The sequence below is a fragment of the Nonomuraea insulae genome (genome assembly GCF_042656245.1).
Window position 1 is genome coordinate 111017 of the sequence record NZ_JBHSPA010000084.1, and the last position, 19233, is coordinate 130249.

Consider the following 19233-nt stretch of genomic DNA (forward strand, 5'->3'; position numbering starts at 1 on the left):
CCGGTGCGGCTCTAACGAGGTGAGCGAAAGGACCACAGCCATGAGGCACACCTCGGCGACCGCCGCGCTCCTCGCGCCCGCGGTCATCGGCGCGCTGGGGCTCACTCCCGCACCTGCGTCGGCCGCGTCACCCGCGTCACCCACGGCCCGCGCCGCCTGGATCAAGAGCTGCTACGACAAGAAGCACCAGGAGTACGACCCCTGCGGCCACTGGCGGTTGCGCATGCGCGACGGCCGCGAGGTCACCGTCCGCGGCGCCGCCACGCGCGGGGTGGACGGCAGGGGCCGCGAGCGCCACGGCGAGGACGGCACGTTCGCCGTCAGCGCCGACGGCCGCGTGCTGGCCTACGAACGCGCCGGGGACCACCGCCTGGTGGTCCGGCGGGTCACCGGCGGCCCGGTCACCGAGCTGCCCAGGTCGGCGATGCCCAAAGGCATCGGGAGCGAGGAGATGAACCTGCGGCTGTCCCCCTCGGGCGACCGTGTGCTGATCGACTACCTCAACGACCCCGGAGAGCTGCCCACCAAGGTCATCACCGTCGCCACCGGTAAGACGATGACGTTGCCGGCCGCCTACGACGTGCGCGGCTTCAGCGCCGACGGCGACGAGGTGCTGGCCACGCGGGGGAAGAGCGACAACACCACCGCCCTCTACGTGCTGCGCGTCGGCGGCGGCTCGATCCACCGCACGCCGCCCGCGATCGTCGCGAACGCCCTCACCTACGCCCTGGCCGCCGACGGCACCACCGTGGCGTTCGTCACCGGCGGCACGAACAAGCCCAGGGCGCGCACCTACGACCTGACGACCGGCGAGGTCTCCGCGAGCGTGGACCTGCCGCTCAAGCCCGACCTGCCGCCGGAGCTGGCGTGGTGGTCCGGCGAGGGCCGGCTCACGGCCGTGGCCAGGACCGGCCAGGGAGGCGAGGCGGCGGTGGTACGGGTGCTCACCGTCGACTTCACCGCCGGGCAGGTCACGAAGGCGGACACCTACTCGATCAGCTCCAAGAACCACACCTTCAACCTGGCGGGGGAGTGAACGCCATGCGCACCAAGATTCTCGTGGCCCTGGGCACGGTGCTGGCCCTGTCGTGGCCGGGCGTCGCTCACGCGGAGTCGCACGACATGATCAGGTACGCCTCCATCAAGAGCTGCACGACCAAGGACGAGGGCGCGAAGGCGTGCGGCGGCTGGCGGCTCGTCCTGCACAACGGCAAGCGCGCCACCCTGCCCGACGCCCAGGGGGTCGCCCGTGAGGCCGACGGCTCCTCCAACGGATACGTCCCGGCCCCCATCGCGGTCAGCGGGAACGGCATGCGGGTGGCGTACCTCACCAAGAAGGGCCGCCTGGCCGTGCGGACGCTCGGGGGCGGGGTCACCGAGTTCGCCAAGGACGCGCTGCCCAAGGTGGCCCAGTACAGCGTGACGCTGCGGCTCTCTGACGACGGCGCCCGGCTGGCCGCCGGCATCGAGGGCGACGACGGTCCCGCGGGCGCGCGGATCTTCGACACGGCGACCGGCGACCTGCTCGGCACGGTCCCCGCCGGGGTGTCGGTGCTGGGCTTCAGCGGCGACGGCGACGAACTGTTCGCCTCCGCCCAGGCCGAGGAGTCCGTCACCGAGCTGGTCGTCTACTCCGACACCGGCGACGAGCTGCGGCGCACCACGCCGCCGCAGGTCATCGCGGTCAACGTGCCGCAGGCGCTGGCGGGCGACGGCCGTACCGTGGCCAGCCTGGTGGCCGGGGCCAAGGCGGAGCTGGTGACGTACGACATGAGCGGCGACCAGATCACCGGGCGCAAGAAGGTCAAGCTGCCGGCCGGGGACGTCAACATGCTGGACTGGACCGGCGACACGCAGGTGACGGCACATCTGACCAGCGGTTCCTCCGGCGGAACGAGGATGACGATCGTGGAGATCGACACGGAGACGGGCGCCGTCAGGACCAGGGACCGCTACACGGTGCTGCGCGACAGTTTCGTCTTCGCGGCCTGCGGCGGCTGAGGCACACCGGAGACCTGCGGGCATACGCTCCTCGGGTGAAGGTTCACTCGACGAAGGCGATGGCCGCCAGGGCCGTCGACCTGTGCGTGGCGCTGCTGTACGAGCGGCCGTCGATCGACTCGGTGACGCGGGTCCTGCGCGAGCACGGCGAGACCGGAGACCTCGGCCTGGACGAGGCCGACGTGACGGCGATGCGCTCGGCGGCGGCCCGCGTCCGCGACGTCCTGGGCGCGGCCACCGCCGACGAGGCGGCGGCGATGCTCAACCGCCTGCTCGCGCAGGCGGCCCGGGCTCCCCGGCTGACCAGCCACGCCGGCACGACGACCTGGCACCTGCACGTGGACAGCGCCGACGACGCCCCGTGGGGCGAGTGGTTCCTGACGTCATCGGCGATGGCCCTGGCGGTGCTCCTGGCCGACCATCAGCGGGTGCCCGGCGGCCTGTGCGCCTCGCCGAGCTGCGGCCGCCCGTACCTTGACCTCGGGGGCGGCAGCCCACGCCGCTACTGCGGCGCCCGCTGCGCCACCCGGGAACGCGTCGCCGCCCACCGCTCCCGTCCCTCACCCGCCGTCTGACCTCCAGCGGATGAGCAGCACGACCGCCACCCCCTGCGCCACCGCACCGGCCAGCACGGCCGCCTCCACCGAGTACGCCGCCAACGGCCCGGCCAGCGCGGACCCGACGGCGAACGAAGTGATCTTCAAACTGGCCCCCGTGGTGAACACCTGACTCCGCACCCGTTCCGGCGCTTCGCGATGGCGCACCGCGAAGAGCGCCGTAAGCTGCGGCCCCTCGCCCAGCCCGACGACGATGGCCCCGATCACGGCTCCCCACATCGTCCCCGAGACGCCCATCGTCACCATCCCGATCCCCGCCACCGCCGTCCCTCCGGCCAGCACCGTCTCCCAGCGCGGCAGCCGCCGCAGGAGGGTGAGCGCCGTGTTGGCCGCCAGCCCGCAGGCGGCGATGACGGCCAGGAGCAGCGCGCCGTGCCCGCTCTCACCGCTCAGCCGGATCCCCAGCACCGGAGCGGACACCACCACCATGGCCGCCCCGCAACAGGACACCATCGATCCCACAGTGGCCCGCCGCAACACCCCGTTCCCGGCGATGGCCGCGAACCCGGCGCTCACCTCCATCCGGATGGAGCGGGAAGACCTGCGGTCGAGCACGTCATCACGAGCGGGCAGCCCATGGGCGGCGGGCAGGGCGGCGATCAACAGCCCGGCGCTCACCAGCACCGCCGTGGCCCCGCCGCCGACGGCCGCGATCACCCCCACCAGGGCGGGCCCGGCCAGCCCCGCCACGTTGTAGCTCATGGAGTCGAGCGCCGTGGCCCTGCTCAGACCCCGGGTCCCGGTCACCAGCGGCAGTTGCGCCGTCCACCCGCCCGTCAGCGCGGGCCCCAGCACTCCGGTGCAGACCGCCACCCCGACCAGGACGCCGTCCGGCACCCGCCCCAGCCCGCCGAACACCAGGAGGATCCCGGCCGCGTACCCGGCCAGGCACCACCCCAGTAACCTGCCCGGCCGGCGTACCCGGTCGAGCAGCACTCCGAGCACCGGCCCCCCGACGGCGGCGGAAACGGTCAGCCCCGCCAGCAACCACGACGCGGTCACCGGCGACCCGGTGACGGCGAGCCCGATCACCAGCAGCGCGGGCCCGGACATCTCATCCCCGGTGCGGGCGGCGACGGCGCCCATCATGTAACGGCCTAACATGTACGAGACGTTACAGGTGAACGTTAGAATTCCTGGCCGCAGGGCAGAAGTATCCCAGCGCCGGGGCTCTGAGCTGGGGAAATCACCCACGCTGGGGTTTGATCGGCCTGCACGAACTGCGTGCGTGCAGGCCGATCAACCGGTTTCAGCCGAGCCGGTTCAGGTCGAGCCGGTTTCGGGTCGAGCCGGCTCAGGCGGAGCCGGTTTCAGGTCGAGCCGGTTCAGGCGGAGCCGGTTTCAGGTCGAGGCGGCTCAGGCGGAGCTGGTGATGACCGCGAAGCGGGCGCCGAAGGGATCGGCGAGGAACGCCATCCGCCCCACCCCCTCCGTCGTCATCGCCGGAGCCCGCAACGTGCCGCCGAGCCGCTGCGCCAGCGCCACCGTGGCGTCGCAGTCGGCCACCTCGAAGTAGGCCAGCCAGTGCGGCCGGTCACCCTCCTGGAGCTGGGCGATCCCGGCCATCGCCGCCGACTCGCCGCCGCCCTCGGCGGGGGAGATCACGGGGTAGGAGATGTCGCCCATCGGCAGGTCCTCGATGTGCCAGCCGAAGACCGACTGGTAAAAGGCGCGGATGCCGCCGGGGTCGGGCGTGTAGAGCTCGACCCAGCCCAGCGAGCCCGGGTCGGTGACCAGCCCGAGCCCCTTGGTCGCGCCCGGCTGCCACACCGCGAACGAGGCCCCGGCGGGATCGGCGAAGACCGCCATCCGGCCCTGCCCCTCGATGTCGAACGGCGCGGCCAGGACCTGGCCCCCGGCCTGCTCGACCGTCTTCGTGATGACGTCGGCGTCGGGCGCCTGGAAGTAGGTCAGCCACGACGGATCCCCTCTGCCGGCCCTCTCCGGGCTGATCCCGGCGACCGTCCTGCCGCCGACCTGGCAGAAGCGGTAGTGCATGTGCTCGGCCCCGAGCGAGACGGAATCCCAGCCGAACAGGCCGGTGTAGAAGGTGACGGAGTCGTCCGGGTCGGGGCTGCTGACGTCGATCCAGCAGGGGGAGCCCGGACGGTAGTGCGTGGTGAGCATGGCCTGCTCCTTGGCGTGACGAAGTGGAGGGTGGCCTCTTCGCCTCTGGCGCGGTCGGAGGGGCGACGCCACTCATATCCGGCGACTCTCAGCCTCGCACGCCCAGCCGGGCATGGCGCGACGCTTTGAGCAAATCGAATGCGTGTTTGAAGTATGGCATACACTCGACACCATGACAGCCGCGTTCCAAGCATCTTTGCTCGGCCTCGACGAGGAGCTCGGGCTCGGGCCGCTCACCGGCGCCGTCCGCAGGACGCACCTCGGCCACGGCGCCTGGATCGACCTGCGACCGGCCTGGCTGACGGGCGCCGACACCCTGTTCGAACGGCTGGCGGAGCGGGTGCCGTGGCAGGCGGAGCGGCGCCGCATGTACGACAAGGTCGTGGACGTGCCCCGGCTCCTGAAGTTCTACGACGAGCACGAGCTCCTGCCCGACCCGCTGCTCGGCGACGCCAGACGGGCGCTCGACGCCCACTACGGCGAGGAGCTGGGCGAGCCGTTCCGCACGGCCGGGCTCTGCTTCTACCGTGACGGCCGCGACAGCGTGGCCTGGCACGGCGACACGATCGGGCGGGGTAGCACGGAGGACACCATGGTCGCCATCATCTCGGTCGGCAGCCCGCGCCCGCTCCTCCTCCGCCCTCGCGGCGGTGGCTCCTCGATCCGCCGCGACCTGGGCCACGGCGACCTGATCGTCATGGGCGGAAGCTGCCAGCGCACCTGGGAGCACGCCATCCCCAAGACCAGCCGCCCGGCGGGCCCGCGCATCAGCATCCAGTTCCGCCCCCAGGGCGTCCGTTAGAGGAAGTCCGCGACGAGGGCGTTGACGCGGTCGGGGCACTGGCGGCTCGACCAGTGGCCGACGCCTTCGAGGAGTTCGAGGCGGCAGCCGGGGATGAGCGCGGCGGCGGCCTTCGTGCGGGCCGGGGGCACGCCGGCGTCCCGGTCTCCCTGGACGAGCAACGTCGGGCAGGCGATCTCAGGCAGGCGCGGCCGCAGGTCGACGCGCATGCGCAGGGGGCCGATGGAGGCGTTCTGCCAGTCGGACGAGCCCGCGCCCGTCTCTCGCACCTGCGCCGCGATCTCGTCCACGACGTCCTCGAAGTCCGCGACGGGCCCCGCGAACAACGCTCTCCTCGCGAACGCCGCGATCCGCTCCCGCCGCCGGAACATCGCGGTCGGCAACGTCCTGCTGAGCAGCGGCAGCTTGGCGGTCAGCCAGAGGAACTGGTGCACCACGGGCGGAAACGACAGGATCCCGGCCGGGGCGAGCGCCACGAGCCGGCTCACCCGCTCCGGATGCTCGATGGCGCAGGCGAGCGCGAGCGCGCCGCCCTGGGAGAGCCCGACGAGGGCGGCCCGGCCGGCGCCGAAGTGGTCGAGCACGCCGGTGACGCAGTCCAGCATGCGCTCGTGGGTGGCCGGCCCGTTCCAGGGGAGGCTCCTGCCCTGCTTCGGCCAGTCGAGCGCGAGCACATGGTGATTCCCGGCCAGGACGGGGATGAGGTGCCGCCAGCTCAGCAACGCGTTGTCGATCCCGGCCCCGCTCAGGAGCAGCACGGGCGGGGCATCGGGATCGCCGGCGCTGTGGACGTGCAGGCGACCTTCCGGAAATGTCAGGTACGTACTACGCAGCTCCACCGTCATCCGCCGGCCTGCCTCGCTCGATGGGCCTCCCACCGCTGCCAGAGCGCCGGAAGTTCCCCCTCCAGGAACCGGTACAGCTCATGCACCCCGTCCAGCCGCTCCCGCCGCTCGGGAGAGCTGCCGGCGAGCGTGCGCAGCCCCGCCTCGGTGATCTCCCGGAACGCGGCCGTCTTCGCGTACCGGGCGGCCAGCATCCGGCTCCACCCGTCAGGAGCCATGCGGAAGTACTCCTGCCGTTCCCCCCGCCGCCGCACCCCCTCCACGAGCCCGCTGGGCGTCAGGAGCCGGGTGGCGCTGCCGATCGAGCTCCGGCTGGCCCCGAGCACGTCCGCGAGCTGGGCGGCGCTCTGCTCGGGGGGATCGCTGATGAGCAGCCACCCGATCACCCGCCCGGCGATCAGCGGCATGCCCTCCCGGGCGAAGAAGACGGCGACGTCATCGACGAACTCCAGCTCCGCATCCGTGGTCATATTTCCTACATTACGCTCATTGCAGTCATTACTGCAATGAGCGTAACTCAGGCGGCCCGGCGGTCGGCCGCCCACGACAGCAGCGCCTCGGCGGTGCTGAACCTGCGGCTGGAGAGCGACTCGTCGAGCAGCACGCCGACCAGCACCCGCCCGTCGGACTCGCCGGCGAACGCCAGGCAGTATCCCGCCGCGCGCGTGAAGCCGGTCTTCAGCCCGATGGCGCCCGGCGTCCCGAGCAGCCGGTTGGTGTTGCGCCACTCGTAGGAGCGATGCTGGTCATCGGCGTCGAGCGAGTGCCACCGCGTCCCCGCGACCCGCTTGATCAGCGGTACGCGCAGCGCGTTCGCGGCGAGGACGGCCTGGTCCCTGGCGGTGGAGTACCCGTCGCCGCCGGGCATGGGCAGGCCGTCGGCGTTGACGTAGTGGGTGTCGTTCATGCCCAGTTCGCGGGCGGTGGCGTTCATCTTGGCCACGAAGCCGTCGACACCGGGGCCGTACGTGCGGGCCAGCGCGTGGGCGGCGTCGGCGCCGGAGGGCAGCATCAGGCCGTACATGAGCTCGCGGACCGGGATGCGGTCGCCGGGCCGCAGGTCGGCGGTGGTGCCGCCGCCGTCCTCCGCGTACGCGACGTCCCTGGACCGGATCTGGACCAGGTCCGTGGGCTTGGCGGTCTTCAGCACGACGTACGCGGTCATGGTCTTGGTGAGGCTGGCGACCGGCACCCGTTCGGCGCCTTCGTGGTTCAGCAGCACGTCACCGGACTGGGCGTCCATCACATAGGCGGGGCCGTACACGGAGGGGGCGGTCGCGCCGGCGTGCGCGGGTGCGGTGAGCCCTGTGACCAGGGCACATGCGCCTGCCATGGCAGTCAGAAAAGCTTTCCGGATACGCATGGGCACAGCGTGCCCCGACCCTTGGGATGCTTTTAACAAAATATCGGAAATATCATGACAAAAGCCCCAAAAGCCCCGATAGGGCCGGGGGGAAACCGGCGGGTAAATCTTTTGGCGGATCCGGGCCGCTCCGCCGACCACCCGCAGGTCGATGCGGCGTTCGGAGTCGTCGTCGGGCCGCCACAGGTGCACGTCCACCACTCCCGGATCGAGCAACTCGGCGCCCTCGAACAGCGCCTCGATCTCCGCGACCGGCCGCAGCTGGGGATAACGACGCGGCCCAAGATCCGCGAGGGCCCCGGAGGGGCGTCAGCGGGCGGTCCAGAAGTTGTCGGCCACGCGCTCGCCCGCCAGCAGCTCGGAGAACAGATCCTCCCAGAGCGGCATCACCTGCTCGGGCCCGTACGCCCGCGAGGTCTTGACCGCCGCCTGGCCCATGCGCACCCGCAGGTCGCGGTCGGCGATGACCCGGTTCAGGGCGGCGGCCAGCGCGTCCACGTCCCTGGGCGGCACCAGCACGCCGTCCACCCCGTCGGTCAGCACGTCCTTCGGGCCGGTCGGGCAGTCGAAGGCGACCACGGGCAGCGCGTGCGTCATCGCCTCGATCATCACCATGGGCAGGCCCTCGAACCGGGAGCTCAGCGCGAACACGGAGGCCGCCGTCAGCTCCCGCTCCAGCCGGTCGGTACGCCCGGGCAGCGACACCTGATCGCCCAGCCCGTACTGCTCGACGAGCCCGGTGAGCTGCCCCTTGCGCGACCCGGTGCCGAAGATGCGCAGCCGCCACTCGGGATGTTCGGGCGCCACCTGCGCGAACGCCTGGATCAGCAGGTCGAAGCCCTTCTGCGGCACCAGCCGCCCGGCCGCCACCACGACCGGGTTCACCTGCTCGGACGGCTCCTGATCGACCTTGTGCACGGCGTTCGGGATCTGCACGATCGGCGTGCGGGGCAGCAGCCGCTGGTACTCCAGCCGGTTCGTGCGCGTCAGCACCGTGATGGCGTCGAAGCGGTCGTAGTAACGCAGGATCTGCCTGCGGATCGTGTCGGGGTAGGCCGACAGGTTCATGTGCTCCTGGGCGACCGTGATCACCGACTTCGCGCTGCGGCGGGCGGCGATCAGGTTGAGCGCGGGCCTGGTGGTCACCAGGATGCCGTCACGCAGGCCGGAGACGTACTCCATGGCGGCCCACTCCACCCGCTCGGTGAAGTAGTCGGACGCGAACTCGCCGCGCGGCACGATCTTGCCGCGTACCCGGCGCCAGGCCTTGCGCGCCACCGAGTCCGCCTGCCGGCCGCCGCGCTGGTCCACCAGCGTGGTGACGGTGACCCGAGGGTCGATCTTGAACTGGGGCCTCTCGCGCCGCCGTACGAGGCTGACCAGCTCGACTTCGTGGCCGGCGGCGGTCAGCGCGTTCGCCTGGTTGACCACGGTGCGGATGGTGCCGCCCATACCGTACGCGTGCAGCATGAGATAGCGGACCTTCACCTGCCGTACCCCCGGCCGATACGTCTGACCAGGGATTTGTTCGTTCTCCGCTGCCGGTTCATGCCGAGGCAGACTACCTGCCCATCCTGGCAGTTCCCTGGGAACGAAAGCCCACATCATGATCAAGAGGGCTAGCCTGGTGTCCGGGAATGCGAGCGAGGGGTGCGGGCATGGACGGCGTACGGCCGGCGGACGACGTGGTTCTGGGCATGGTCGCCGAGCGCCTGAGCGCGGCCATGGGCCGGCCCTGGGAGGTCCGTGACGGCATCGCCAAGGGCCCCGGCACGGTCGCGGTCCGGCTGGGCGCCGGCCACACCGGCGGCCCCGCCCACCTCGACCTCGACTTCGTGCTCAGCGCCGACATGGCGATCGGCGACTGCGTGGCCGGGTACGGCGCGACCGTCGAGGCGGCCGTGGACAGAGCGATCCAGGTGTGGCTCGGCACCACCGGCGGCGCCGTGCTCGAACTCCTCGTCCAGGACGGCTCCCACGCCGCCCACTTCGCCCCCGGCGACCCCGACGGCCTGCCCGGCTGGCACGCCATCCACGGCGGCATCACCGGCTGGGGCACGGGCGACGACCACGACGCCGTACAACGGTGGGCCGTCCAGCACGTGCTCCTGCCGCACCTGGCCCCGGTGCTGAAGGGCACGTTCGAGCGGGAGCACCTGGTGGGGGTGAAGGCGTTCTTCGGCGGCGGCGAGGGCGGGGAGACGGCCGAGATCCGCGTGGACGGCGCCTACCACGAGGCGGGCTCGCGCGCCCTGGCCGAGCTCGACTGGCCGCGCCCGGCGGACGGCGTCTCCTACGCCCGCACCTTCGTGCTCCTCCTCCATCAGGAAGGCGACTGACCCATGCCCGTCATCGTGCAGCGGATCGTGGTCGACTGGGGCAAGGACGCCCGGGGCGCGCGGGAGGCGTCCCTCAGACGCGACATCCCCCGCGCCCTGGACCTGCCACCGCTGCCGGACGCGCCCCTGGCCGTCCACGAGATCAACATCGCCTGCGTGCCGTGGCGGGCGGAGCTGTTCATGGACGGGGAGTTCGACGGGGAGAAGGACGAGCGGGTCTCCCTGTACGGCGGTCCGTGAACGTACGGCTGCGGAGCCGGCTCGGCGGGCTGTGGAACCGGGTCGGCGAGCGGTGGAGCCGGCTCGGCCGACAATCGCCGACCGTGGAGCCGGCGCGGCGGCAACCGCCGGCAGTGATCCATCAGGCCCGCGTGGCGTTTATGATCGCGCGCTCGCCCCCTTCGCCTGTTAGCGTTATCGGCAAGGGGGTGAGCCGCGGTGAAAGCAAAGCCCGGCCGGCCTGCGGTGCTCATGGATGTCGCCGTGCTCGCCGGAGTCTCCACCATGACCGTCTCGCGCGTGCTGAACTCGCCCGACCTCGTACGCGCCGAGACCAGGGCCCGCGTCCTGGCCGCCGTGCGCGAGCTCGACTACCGGCCCAACCAGGCCGCCCGCCAGCTCGTCACCGGCCGCTCCGGCGTGCTGGGCGTGGTCAGCATCGACACCACGCTCTACGGCCCCGCCACCACGCTCTACTGCATCGAGCAGGCCGCCAGGCACGCCGGCTACAACGTCAGCATCGCCAGCCTCAGCTCGCTCAGCCGCAGGTCCATGGAGGAGGGCGTGCAACGGCTGCGCACCCAGGCCGTGGACGGCGTGATCATCGTCGCCCCGCACGAGTCGGCCGCCGACGGGCTGCGCCACCTGCCGCCCGAGATGCCGGTGGTCGCGGTGGACGCCGGCGACGACATCCCCGTGCCCGTGGTCAAGGTGGACCAGGCGACCGGGGCCGCCCGCGTCACCCGCCACCTGCTCAGCCTCGGCCACCGCAGCGTGTGGCACGTGGCGGGGCCGGCCGACTGGCTCGACGCCAACGACCGCATCGCGGGCTGGCGCGGCGTCCTCCAGGCCGCCGGGCGGGAGGCGCCCGACGTGCTGCGCGGTGACTGGAGCTCCCGCTCCGGCTACCAGCTCGGCCGCCGGCTGGCGGGCGATCCCGAGGTCAGCGCCGTGTTCGTGGCCAACGACCAGATGGCGCTCGGCGTCCTGCGGGCGCTGCGCGAGGCGGGGCGGCGGGTGCCGGAGGACGTGAGCGTGGCGGGCTTCGACGACATCCCCGAGTCGGCGTACTTCTGGCCGCCGCTCACCACCGTCCGCCAGGACTTCCGCGAGGTCGGCCGATACGCCTTCCACATGTTGCTGGACCGCATGGCCGGCACCGAGCCCGAGCGGCGGCGCCTGGTCGAGCCCGAACTCGTCGTACGCGAAAGCACCGGCGCCGCCCCGACCCCCACCACCTGACACACCCGCCACCCGATGCACCCGCCACCCGATGCACCCGCCTGACGTGCCCGCCCGCCTGACGTGCCCGCCCGCCTGACGTGCCCGCCACCGCGCCCGCCTGACGCGCGCCACCCGACGCGCCCGCCTGACCCGCTGTGGGGTGCGCCCTTCACGCCTGCCGTCGCGGTCACGCGCGGCCCCCCGTCTCCCTCCCAAAGGACCGCACCGAAGTACGGCGGGGAAGGACGGGACTAGGCGAGCCTGATGACGTTCCAGGAGACCGGGGGCAGCAGGACGCGCAGCGGGTCGTGCTCGACGTCGGCGTTCGGCCTGGGCACGATCCGGTCCGGCTCGTCGGCGGTGTTGCGGGCGTACACGTCGGGGTCCGTCAGCGTGGTGGCCTCGACGACCCGCGTGCCCCCGCCGAGCGCGCGGGCGTCGATCTCCAGCTCCAGCGGCCCATCGGCCGAGCGGTTCACGGCGAACACCGTCGTGCCCTCCCCGGAGTGCGTGGCCACCGCGTCCAGCAGCGGCACCTCGCCGTACACCTTCGTCTCGTAGGTGGGCGACACCGGCTCCACCCGCAACACCTCACCGGCGGCATACCGGGACGCCTGCGCGAACGGATGGAACGTGGTCTGCCGCCACGCCCGCCCGCCCGGCTCCGTCATGATGGGCGCGATCACGTTCACGAGCTGGGCCAGCGACGCGGCGGTCACCCGGTCGCTGTTGCGCAGCAACGTGATCAGCAGCCCGCCGAACGCCACCGCGTCGGCCAGGTGGTAGTGGTCCTCCAGCAGCGGCGGCGCGACCGGCCAGCCGGTGGGGGGTTCGGCGTTCTGGAAGCGTGACAGGTACCAGACGTTCCACTCGTCGAAGGAGACGTCGATCTTCTTGCGGGACTTCAGCCGGGCCCCGACGTGGTCGGCGGTGGCCACGACCGAGGAGATGAAGTACTCCATGTCGGTCGAACTGGCCAGGAAACTGCCGAGATCGCCGTCCTTCTCCTCGTAGTAGGCGTGGCAGGAGACGTAGTCCACCACGTCGTACGTCTCCTCCAGCACTTCGGCCTCCCACGCGCCGAACGTGGGCATGCCGGAGCTCGAACTGCCGCACGCCACCAGGTCCAGCTTCGGATCCACCATGCGCATGGCGCGGGCGGTCTCGGCGGCCAGGCGGCCGTACTCGCGGGCCGTCTTGTGGCCGGTCTGCCAGGGGCCGTCCATCTCGTTGCCCAGGCACCACATCCTGATGCCGTGCGGCTCCTTGGAGCCGTTGGCGACCCGCAGGTCCGACAGGGCCGTGCCGGACGGGTGGTTGCAGTATTCGAGCAGGTCGAGGGCCTCGGCGATGCCACGCGTGCCGAGGTTGACGGCCATCATGGGCTCCACGCCGGCCTTGCGGCACCAGCGGGCGAACTCATCGACGCCGACCTCGTTCGTCTCCGTGCTGTGCCAGGCCAGGTCGAGCCGGCGCGGCCGCCGGGAGCGCGGCCCGATGCCGTCCTCCCACCGGTAGCCGGAAACGAAGTTGCCGCCCGGGTAGCGGACGGTGGACACGCCCAGCTCCCTGGTCAGGCCGAGCACGTCGCGGCGGAAGCCGTCGTCGTCGGCCGTGGGGTGGTCCGGCTCGTAGATGCCGGTGTAGACGCAGCGCCCGAGGTGTTCGACGAAGGTGCCGAACGTGCGCCGGCGCACCGGGGCGACCCGGAAGGCGGGATCGAGGGTGAGCTTGGCCTGATGCACGGAGGCGGCTCCTGTATTTCGCGGCCGTTACGTGGTTCCCGATTGTTAGCGTTATCACTGGGTCAGGTCAAGGGCCCGCGGTCGCCGCAACCGGTTGCTGCAGGGGCCTTGACACGCTGCTTGTTACCGCTAACACTCGGGTAACCCCGCTGAAACAACGGGGTACCGCGGCGACCTCCGCGACCCGGACGGTCCGCCCTGCCGCCTCCGCGGAAGAGGCGTGTCGACGGTTGCCCTGACTCCTCCAAACGTAAGCGAGAACAAGCGAGAACACGGCCAAGCGTCAGCTCGGTGAAAGAAGAGGCCCCCCAGTGCACGGTCCCCCCGACATCAACCGCCGGCATCTTCTCGGCGGCAGCCTCGCACTGCTCGGCGCCGCCGCCACGGGATGCGCCATCCCCGTGGGGCTCGGCTCGTCCCAGACCCGCGTCCGATACTGGCACTTCATGGGCGCCAGCGACGGCATCATCATGAACCGGATGGTCAACGCCTTCGCCAAGGCCAACCCCGGCATCTTCGTCGAGGAGAACGTGCTCCAGTGGGGCGAGCCCTACTACACGAAGATCGCCATGGCCGGCTCCGGGGGCCGATCGCCCGACCTGGCCAGCTTCCACCTGGCCCGGCTCGCCGGAATCGGCGCGGGGAAGATCCTCGACCCCATCGACCTCAAGCTGCTGGAGGAGGTCGGCCTGCGGGGCGCCGATTTCAGCCCGCCGATCTGGGAGCGTGCCCACCTCGACGGCGTCCTGTACGCGATCCCGTTCGACGCCCACCCGATGGTGCAGTACTACAACACCGACATCTGCGGCAAGGCCGGGCTGCTCGGCTCCGACGGCAAGCTGACCCCCACCAAAGGTGTCGACGAACTTCTCGCCCAGCTCACCAAGGCGAAGGAGGTGATGGGCGGCAAACCCCCGCTGGCCTTCGACGCGCTCGGCCTGGGCACCGTGGGGCCGTGGCGCGTGTGGTGGTCGTTGTATCCGCAGTCCGGCGGCACCCTGCTCTCCGACGACGGCACCAAGGTCACCATCGACGACACCAAGGCGCTGGAAGCGCTCCGGTTCATGCAGCGGCTCGGCAAGGAAGGGTTGTGCGACTGGCGTACCGACTACGGGGCCTCCGTCGCCAAGTTCACCAACGGCGAGGCGGCGTTCCTGTGGAACGGCGACTGGGAGACCACCGGGCTCAAGGAGCGCAAGACGCCCTTCAGCATGACCCGCTTCCCCAGCGTCTTCGGCACCGGCGCGGCACAGGCCGACTGCCACTCGTTCGTCCTGCCGCACCAGCGCAACCGGGATCCCGAGATCGAGCGGGCGACGTACCAATTCATCGCCTACCTCGTCAAGAACAGCGCCGACTGGGCGGTGGCCGGGCACGTGCCCGCGTACCTGCCGGCGCTGGAGGAGCCCGAATACCTCGCGCTGAACCCGCAGTCGGAGTACCGCTCGGTCATCACCGAGGTCGCCCTCGACCCGCAGGTCTGGTACACGGGGTCGGCCTCGCGGCTGTGGATCGAGTTCGGCGAGGCGTTCTCGCCGGTCATCAGCGGCGAGCGCACGCCGGAGGAGGGCCTGGCCGCGGCCAAGGCCTCGCTGAACCGGCTGATGTCCGCCCCGAACCCCTTCCCCGCCGAGGAGCGCTGATGACCGAGTTCGCCGAGGTCATGGGACTGACGAAGGAGGGCTCATGACCACCACCGTCGCGGCCCCCGCGACCACCGCCCCCGTCGCCAAGGCCAAGGTCCGGCGCGGCTGGACGCAGCACGGGTTGTTGTTCGTGGGCCCGTTCCTGCTGATCTACGTGGCCTTCCTGGTCTGGCCGACCCTGCTCGGCTTCCAGATGAGCCTGTCGAGCGTCAACATCGCGGGCGCCAACAACGACTTCGTCGGATTCGGCAACTACGCCGAGGCGTTCGGCGACCCGCGCATGTGGCGCTCGTTGTGGAACACGGTGGTCTTCACCGTGCTGAGCACGATCCCGCTGGTCCTGCTCGGCCTGCTGTTCGCGCTCCTGGTGCACAACCTGCGCTTCATGCAGTGGTTGTGGCGGCTGTCGTTCTTCGGCCCGTTCCTGCTGCCGTCGGCCGTGGTCTCGATCCTCTGGCTGCAGATGATCTACCCGCCCGACTACGGCCTGATCAACGGCACCCTCGGCACCGACGTGCTCTGGCTGGGCGACCCGTCCGTGGCCATGTGGTCGGTGGTGCTGACCACGGTCTGGTGGACGGTCGGCTTCAACTTCCTGCTCTATCTCGCCGCACTCCAGTCCATCCCCCAGCACCTGTACGAGGCCGCCGCCATCGACGGCGCCTCCGCCTGGGACAAGCTCCGCTCCATCACCCTGCCGCTGCTGCGCCGCACGACGGGGCTCATCGTGGTGCTGCAACTGGTGGCCTCGCTGAAGGTGTTCGACCAGATCTACCTGATGACCAGCGGCGGCCCGCAGGACGCCACCAGGCCGATCATCGAGTACGCCTACGACATCGGCTTCACCGGCTACCGCATCGGCTACGCGTCGGCGGTCTCGTACATCCTGTTCGTCCTGATCGTCATCGTCTCCCTGGTGCAGCTCCGGCTGTTCCGCAAGCGCGAGGAGGTCACGCCGTGACCAAGCGGTTCAGCTTCAGCCAGCTCGTCCTGCTGGTGGCCGCGCTGGTGCTGGCGGCCATCTGGCTGGCCCCCATCGCCTGGGCCGTGGCCACCTCGCTCAAGCCGGAGTCGGAGACCACCAAGCTCCCGCTGGAGTGGTTCGGCACCCGGCTCACCCTCGACTCCTACGAGCTGGTCCTGGGCACCGGCGGCATCGTCAAGTGGGCCATCAACTCCACCGTCACCGCCGTCCTCGTCACGTTCCTGACCGTGTTGTTCTCCGCGATGGCCGCGTACGGGTTCGCCCGCACGCAGTTCAAGGGCCAGCGGGCGCTGCTGGCCCTCATCCTGGCCGGCATCATGGTGCCCCCGCAGGTGCTGATCGCGCCGCTGTTCTCCGAGATGGTCTCCTTCGGCCTGGTGGACACCTGGTGGGCGATCATCCTGCCGCAGGTGGCGGCGCCGCTGATCGTGTTCATCCTGTTCAAGTTCTTCCAGGACGTGCCGCCGGAGCTCGAACAGGCCGCCTTCGTGGACGGGGCGGGCCGCTGGCGCGTCTTCTTCACCATCGTCCTGCCCCTGTCGCGGCCCGTGCTGGCGGCCGTGTCGATCTTCACCTTCATCAACACCTGGAACAACTTCCTCTGGCCGTTCCTGGTCTCCACCGACCCGAACACGATGACGCTGCCGGTGGGGCTGGCGAACGTGGTGCAGGGCACGTTCGGCCTGCGGTACGCGCAGATCATGGCCTCGGTCGTGCTGGCCGGACTGCCGCTCCTGGTGGTGTTCGTGCTGTTCCAGCGGCAGATCGTCCGGGGCGTCGCGCACACGGGCCTGGCGGGTCAGTGATCGGGGATCCGGTCGCGTACGAGCACCTCCACGGCACGTCCGTCCGGATCCCGCAGCACCTGCCGCCCCGCTGGACTTCCCGGCAGGGCGTCCACCTCGAACCCGAGCCGCAGGGGACCGGTCGGCCCGCCGGACGCGGCCGGATAGATCTCGAGCACCAGACCGTCGTCCAGCACCGCGGCGTAGTGCAGGGGGCCGTCGCGGTGCTGCTCGGCGCGGAACTCCAGACCGAGGGAGCCGTAGAACGCCCGGCACTCCTCGATCCGGCCCGTGTAGATCACCACCAGATTCGCCTTCGCCACCACACATGCAAGGCTAGCCGGGGCCGGACAGCAGAGGAGCCCCGGCCATCTCGGCCGGGGCCCCTCTGTCATGCCTGGTGGACGATACTGGGATTGAACCAGTGACCTCTTCCGTGTCAGGGAAGCGCTCTCCCGCTGAGCTAATCGTCCTTGGAGGTGGCGACGGGATTTGAACCCGTGTGGACGGCTTTGCAGGCCGCTGCCTCGCCTCTCGGCCACGCCACCGAGTCAAATCCTGCTCCGAGCGGAAGACGGGATTCGAACCCGCGACCCTCACCTTGGCAAGGTGATGCTCTACCACTGAGCCACTTCCGCGTTGCTGCGTGGTTAACAATAGCGCGTTTCCCGACCAGATGCTTCCAGCAGCCGCGTTCGGGGGCTACTTGCGGAGCTGGCGCGCCATGCTGCGCTCGGTGGCGGGGAGGCTGAGGAAGATCTCCAGGATCCTGGTGAGGCGGTGCACCTCGATGCGGTGGAAGGCGGGGCCCTCCGAGCGGGCCAGGAGGAGGGAGAGGGCCAGGGGCGGCAGCGGGGCGTGGACGAGGTGCACGCCGCCGTCGAGGGTCAGGGCCTCGGGCCGGGAGGGCGTCTCCTCGGGGATGGCGATGTCCTGCGGCATTCGCCAGCTCGCGTAGACGATGCGGCGCTCGGCGGCGGTGGCGGCCCAGTCGGCGCTGAACAGGACCGGGAGCGAGTCGATGAGCGTGGTGAGCGCCCGGTCTCCCGCCGTGGTGATGTATTTGAGTATCTCCAGCTCGGGGTAGGTGCCGGGCGCCTCGCGCGTGGTCCAGACGCCTTCGACCGCCACGTCCTCGATGCTCTGCAGGCTCTCGACCAGGGCCTGCCTGGGCGTGCTGTCCGGGCAGAAGACGGTGATGTCGTCCAGAGCCCGGCCCGCGCCCCGGTCGAGCACGGTGACCTGCGTGATGTCGGCCCCGGCCGCCCCCAGGACCTTGGTCACCTGGGCCAGGGCGCCGGGCCGGTCGGGCAGCGCGACGCGTACGCGAAGAAGCATCCATCCCCCTCAACCGAAGATGCCGGATCACAGACTATCCGCGAAATACCGGTTACGGCCTGACCTGCGCTACAACTGACGAGGTGAAGATTGGGCCGATTGGAGTGTGGCCGCCAGTGGTGCTCGCGCCGATGGCGGGCATCACGAACGCGCCGTTCCGGGTGTTGTGCCGGGAGCAGGGCGCGGGGCTGTTCGTGTGCGAGATGATCACGACGAGGGCCCTGGTCGAGCGTAATCCCAAGACGCTGCGCATGATCAGGTTCGCCGAGTCGGAGAAGCCGAGGAGCATCCAGCTCTACGGCGTGGATCCCGACATCGTGGGGCGGGCGGTCCGGATGATCGCCGAGGAGGACCTGGCCGACCACGTCGACCTGAACTTCGGCTGCCCCGTGCCCAAGGTGACCAGGCGCGGGGGCGGGTCCGCGCTGCCGTACAAGCGGAATCTGCTGCGGCGGATCCTGCGCCAGGCGGTGGCGAACGCCGGGTCGTTGCCCGTGACGATGAAGATGCGCAAGGGGATCGACGACGATCACCTGACCTACCTGGACGCCGGGCGGATCGCCGCCGAGGAGGGCGTCGCCGCCATCGCGCTGCACGCCCGCACGGCCAAGCAGCACTACGGCGGGGTCGCCGACTGGGAGGCCATCGCCAGGCTGAAGGAGGCCGTGCCCGAGGTCCCCGTGCTGGGCAACGGCGACATCTGGTGCGCCGACGACGCCGTCAGGATGGTGGAACGCACCGGATGTGACGGGGTCGTCGTCGGGCGGGGGTGCCTGGGGCGTCCGTGGTTGTTCGGGGATCTGGACAACGCGTTCAACGGCCGCCCCGAGCGGGCGCGGCCGACGCTCGGCGAGGTGGCCGGGATGATGGCCAGGCACGCCGAGGGGCTGACCGAGGTCTTCGACATCGAGCGGTACGCGGTGGCCGACTTCCGCAAGCATGTCGGGTGGTATTTGAAGGGGTTCATGGTCGGGAGCGAGCTGCGACGCGAACTGGCCACCTCCGAGTCGCTCGACGGCTTGCGCGCGGGGCTGGCGAAGCTGGAGCACGACCAGCCGTGGCCGCCGAACACCGACACGCCCCGCGGGAAGTCGGGGGAGCGGTCCAAGGTGGCCCTGCCCGACGGCTGGCTGGACGACCCCTGGGACTGCCCCCTTCCCGACGACGAGGCGGAGTCGGATATATCCGGCGGATGAT

The 19233-nt window shown here is 70.9% G+C and carries 20 protein-coding genes, 3 tRNA genes and 1 pseudogene; 11 read left to right on the forward strand and 13 right to left on the reverse strand.

The features are described 5' to 3' along the window. Positions 1 to 40 precede the first annotated feature (40 nt). From ACFPZ3_RS53495 to ACFPZ3_RS53505, 3 genes are read left to right on the forward strand one after another with little or no spacing between them, the layout of a single operon-like run. Positions 41 to 1036 (forward strand): hypothetical protein, encoded by a 996-nt coding sequence (locus ACFPZ3_RS53495; RefSeq protein WP_379522161.1) that lies wholly within the window; start codon positions 41 to 43, stop codon positions 1034 to 1036. A 5-nt stretch (positions 1037 to 1041) separates the two neighbouring features. Then, a complete protein-coding gene (locus ACFPZ3_RS53500; RefSeq protein ID WP_379522162.1) occupies positions 1042 to 2001 on the forward strand; it encodes a WD40 repeat domain-containing protein in 960 nt (319 codons plus the stop codon). A gap of 35 nt (positions 2002 to 2036) precedes the next feature. Next, positions 2037 to 2576, forward strand: coding sequence for a CGNR zinc finger domain-containing protein (locus tag ACFPZ3_RS53505; protein ID WP_379522163.1), 540 nt, complete (start codon positions 2037 to 2039; stop codon positions 2574 to 2576). On the opposite strand, the gene ACFPZ3_RS53510 is transcribed toward ACFPZ3_RS53505, so the two are convergent. Then, positions 2562 to 3722 carry an MFS transporter gene (locus tag ACFPZ3_RS53510; RefSeq protein WP_379522164.1) on the reverse strand — a complete coding sequence of 387 codons (1161 nt, stop codon included), beginning with the start codon at positions 3720 to 3722 and terminating at the stop codon, positions 2562 to 2564. The genes ACFPZ3_RS53505 and ACFPZ3_RS53510 overlap by 15 nt on opposite strands. Positions 3723 to 3974: 252 nt before the next feature. Continuing rightward, complete coding sequence (locus ACFPZ3_RS53515) at positions 3975 to 4745, reverse strand: VOC family protein (protein ID WP_379522165.1); 771 nt, start codon at positions 4743 to 4745, stop codon at positions 3975 to 3977. Between the two features lie 172 nt (positions 4746 to 4917). Between ACFPZ3_RS53515 and ACFPZ3_RS53520 the strand changes: the two genes are divergently transcribed. Next, a complete protein-coding gene (locus ACFPZ3_RS53520; protein WP_379522166.1) occupies positions 4918 to 5547 on the forward strand; it encodes an alpha-ketoglutarate-dependent dioxygenase AlkB in 630 nt (209 codons plus the stop codon). Here the strand turns inward: ACFPZ3_RS53520 and ACFPZ3_RS53525 are convergent. The 5 genes and pseudogenes from ACFPZ3_RS53525 to ACFPZ3_RS53545 all read right to left on the reverse strand — a co-directional run bounded on the left by ACFPZ3_RS53525 (position 5544) and on the right by ACFPZ3_RS53545 (position 9243). Further along, positions 5544 to 6392, reverse strand: a complete 849-nt coding sequence (locus ACFPZ3_RS53525; RefSeq protein WP_379522167.1) for an alpha/beta fold hydrolase — start codon at positions 6390 to 6392, stop codon at positions 5544 to 5546. The genes ACFPZ3_RS53520 and ACFPZ3_RS53525 overlap by 4 nt on opposite strands. Continuing rightward, the gene (locus ACFPZ3_RS53530; protein ID WP_379522168.1) at positions 6389 to 6862 is read right to left on the reverse strand and encodes a GbsR/MarR family transcriptional regulator; all 474 of its coding nucleotides are present in this window, start codon (positions 6860 to 6862) and stop codon (positions 6389 to 6391) included. The genes ACFPZ3_RS53525 and ACFPZ3_RS53530 overlap by 4 nt, the downstream gene beginning before the upstream one ends. A 47-nt stretch (positions 6863 to 6909) precedes the next feature. Then, on the reverse strand, positions 6910 to 7725 hold the full coding sequence (locus tag ACFPZ3_RS53535; protein WP_379522169.1) for a D-alanyl-D-alanine carboxypeptidase family protein: 816 nt from the start codon (positions 7723 to 7725) through the stop codon (positions 6910 to 6912). Between the two features lie 159 nt (positions 7726 to 7884). Beyond that, positions 7885 to 8016 (reverse strand): annotated as a pseudogene (locus ACFPZ3_RS53540) (SAM-dependent methyltransferase); the annotation flags it as partial. Between the two features lie 48 nt (positions 8017 to 8064). Further along, positions 8065 to 9243 carry a glycosyltransferase family 4 protein gene (locus ACFPZ3_RS53545; protein ID WP_379522170.1) on the reverse strand — a complete coding sequence of 393 codons (1179 nt, stop codon included), beginning with the start codon at positions 9241 to 9243 and terminating at the stop codon, positions 8065 to 8067. A 170-nt stretch (positions 9244 to 9413) separates the two neighbouring features. Between ACFPZ3_RS53545 and ACFPZ3_RS53550 the strand changes: the two genes are divergently transcribed. From ACFPZ3_RS53550 to ACFPZ3_RS53560, 3 genes are all read left to right on the forward strand, one after another. Continuing rightward, positions 9414 to 10094: a DUF6348 family protein gene (locus ACFPZ3_RS53550; protein WP_379522171.1), complete on the forward strand. Its 681-nt coding sequence runs from the start codon at positions 9414 to 9416 to the stop codon at positions 10092 to 10094. 3 nt (positions 10095 to 10097) lie between these two features. After that, positions 10098 to 10334: a hypothetical protein gene (locus tag ACFPZ3_RS53555; protein WP_379522172.1), complete on the forward strand. Its 237-nt coding sequence runs from the start codon at positions 10098 to 10100 to the stop codon at positions 10332 to 10334. A gap of 198 nt (positions 10335 to 10532) precedes the next feature. Further along, on the forward strand, positions 10533 to 11555 hold the full coding sequence (locus tag ACFPZ3_RS53560) for a LacI family DNA-binding transcriptional regulator (protein WP_465263594.1): 1023 nt from the start codon (positions 10533 to 10535) through the stop codon (positions 11553 to 11555). 233 nt (positions 11556 to 11788) lie between these two features. Here the strand turns inward: ACFPZ3_RS53560 and arfA are convergent, their stop codons facing one another. Then, complete coding sequence (gene arfA / locus ACFPZ3_RS53565; RefSeq protein ID WP_379522173.1) at positions 11789 to 13282, reverse strand: arabinosylfuranosidase ArfA; 1494 nt, start codon at positions 13280 to 13282, stop codon at positions 11789 to 11791. 311 nt (positions 13283 to 13593) lie between these two features. On the opposite strand from arfA, the gene ACFPZ3_RS53570 reads away from it, so the two are divergent. Genes ACFPZ3_RS53570 through ACFPZ3_RS53580 form a run of 3 tightly spaced genes read left to right on the forward strand, consistent with a single transcriptional unit; the run spans position 13594 to position 16719 of the window. Further along, entirely contained in the window at positions 13594 to 14925 is a 1332-nt protein-coding gene (locus ACFPZ3_RS53570; protein WP_379522174.1) for an extracellular solute-binding protein, read from the forward strand. A 43-nt stretch (positions 14926 to 14968) separates the two neighbouring features. Then, complete coding sequence (locus ACFPZ3_RS53575; RefSeq protein WP_379522175.1) at positions 14969 to 15889, forward strand: carbohydrate ABC transporter permease; 921 nt, start codon at positions 14969 to 14971, stop codon at positions 15887 to 15889. After that, entirely contained in the window at positions 15886 to 16719 is an 834-nt protein-coding gene (locus tag ACFPZ3_RS53580; RefSeq protein ID WP_379522176.1) for a carbohydrate ABC transporter permease, read from the forward strand. The genes ACFPZ3_RS53575 and ACFPZ3_RS53580 overlap by 4 nt, the downstream gene beginning before the upstream one ends. Here the strand turns inward: ACFPZ3_RS53580 and ACFPZ3_RS53585 are convergent. The 5 genes from ACFPZ3_RS53585 to ACFPZ3_RS53605 form a co-directional block, all read right to left on the reverse strand. Next, a complete protein-coding gene (locus ACFPZ3_RS53585; protein WP_379522177.1) occupies positions 16713 to 17024 on the reverse strand; it encodes a VOC family protein in 312 nt (103 codons plus the stop codon). The two genes, ACFPZ3_RS53580 and ACFPZ3_RS53585, sit on opposite strands and share 7 nt — an antisense overlap. 72 nt (positions 17025 to 17096) lie before the next feature. Further along, positions 17097 to 17171 (reverse strand) — tRNA-Val (locus ACFPZ3_RS53590). A 1-nt stretch (position 17172) separates the two neighbouring features. After that, positions 17173 to 17246: transfer RNA gene (locus ACFPZ3_RS53595), tRNA-Cys, on the reverse strand. Between the two features lie 18 nt (positions 17247 to 17264). Next, positions 17265 to 17336 (reverse strand) — tRNA-Gly (locus ACFPZ3_RS53600). Between the two features lie 64 nt (positions 17337 to 17400). Further along, the gene (locus tag ACFPZ3_RS53605; protein WP_379522178.1) at positions 17401 to 18036 is read right to left on the reverse strand and encodes an ACT domain-containing protein; all 636 of its coding nucleotides are present in this window, start codon (positions 18034 to 18036) and stop codon (positions 17401 to 17403) included. Positions 18037 to 18119: 83 nt separating this feature from the next. Between ACFPZ3_RS53605 and dusB the strand changes: the two genes are divergently transcribed. Beyond that, positions 18120 to 19232 (forward strand): tRNA dihydrouridine synthase DusB, encoded by a 1113-nt coding sequence (gene dusB / locus ACFPZ3_RS53610; protein WP_379522179.1) that lies wholly within the window; start codon positions 18120 to 18122, stop codon positions 19230 to 19232. Position 19233 lies beyond the last annotated feature (1 nt).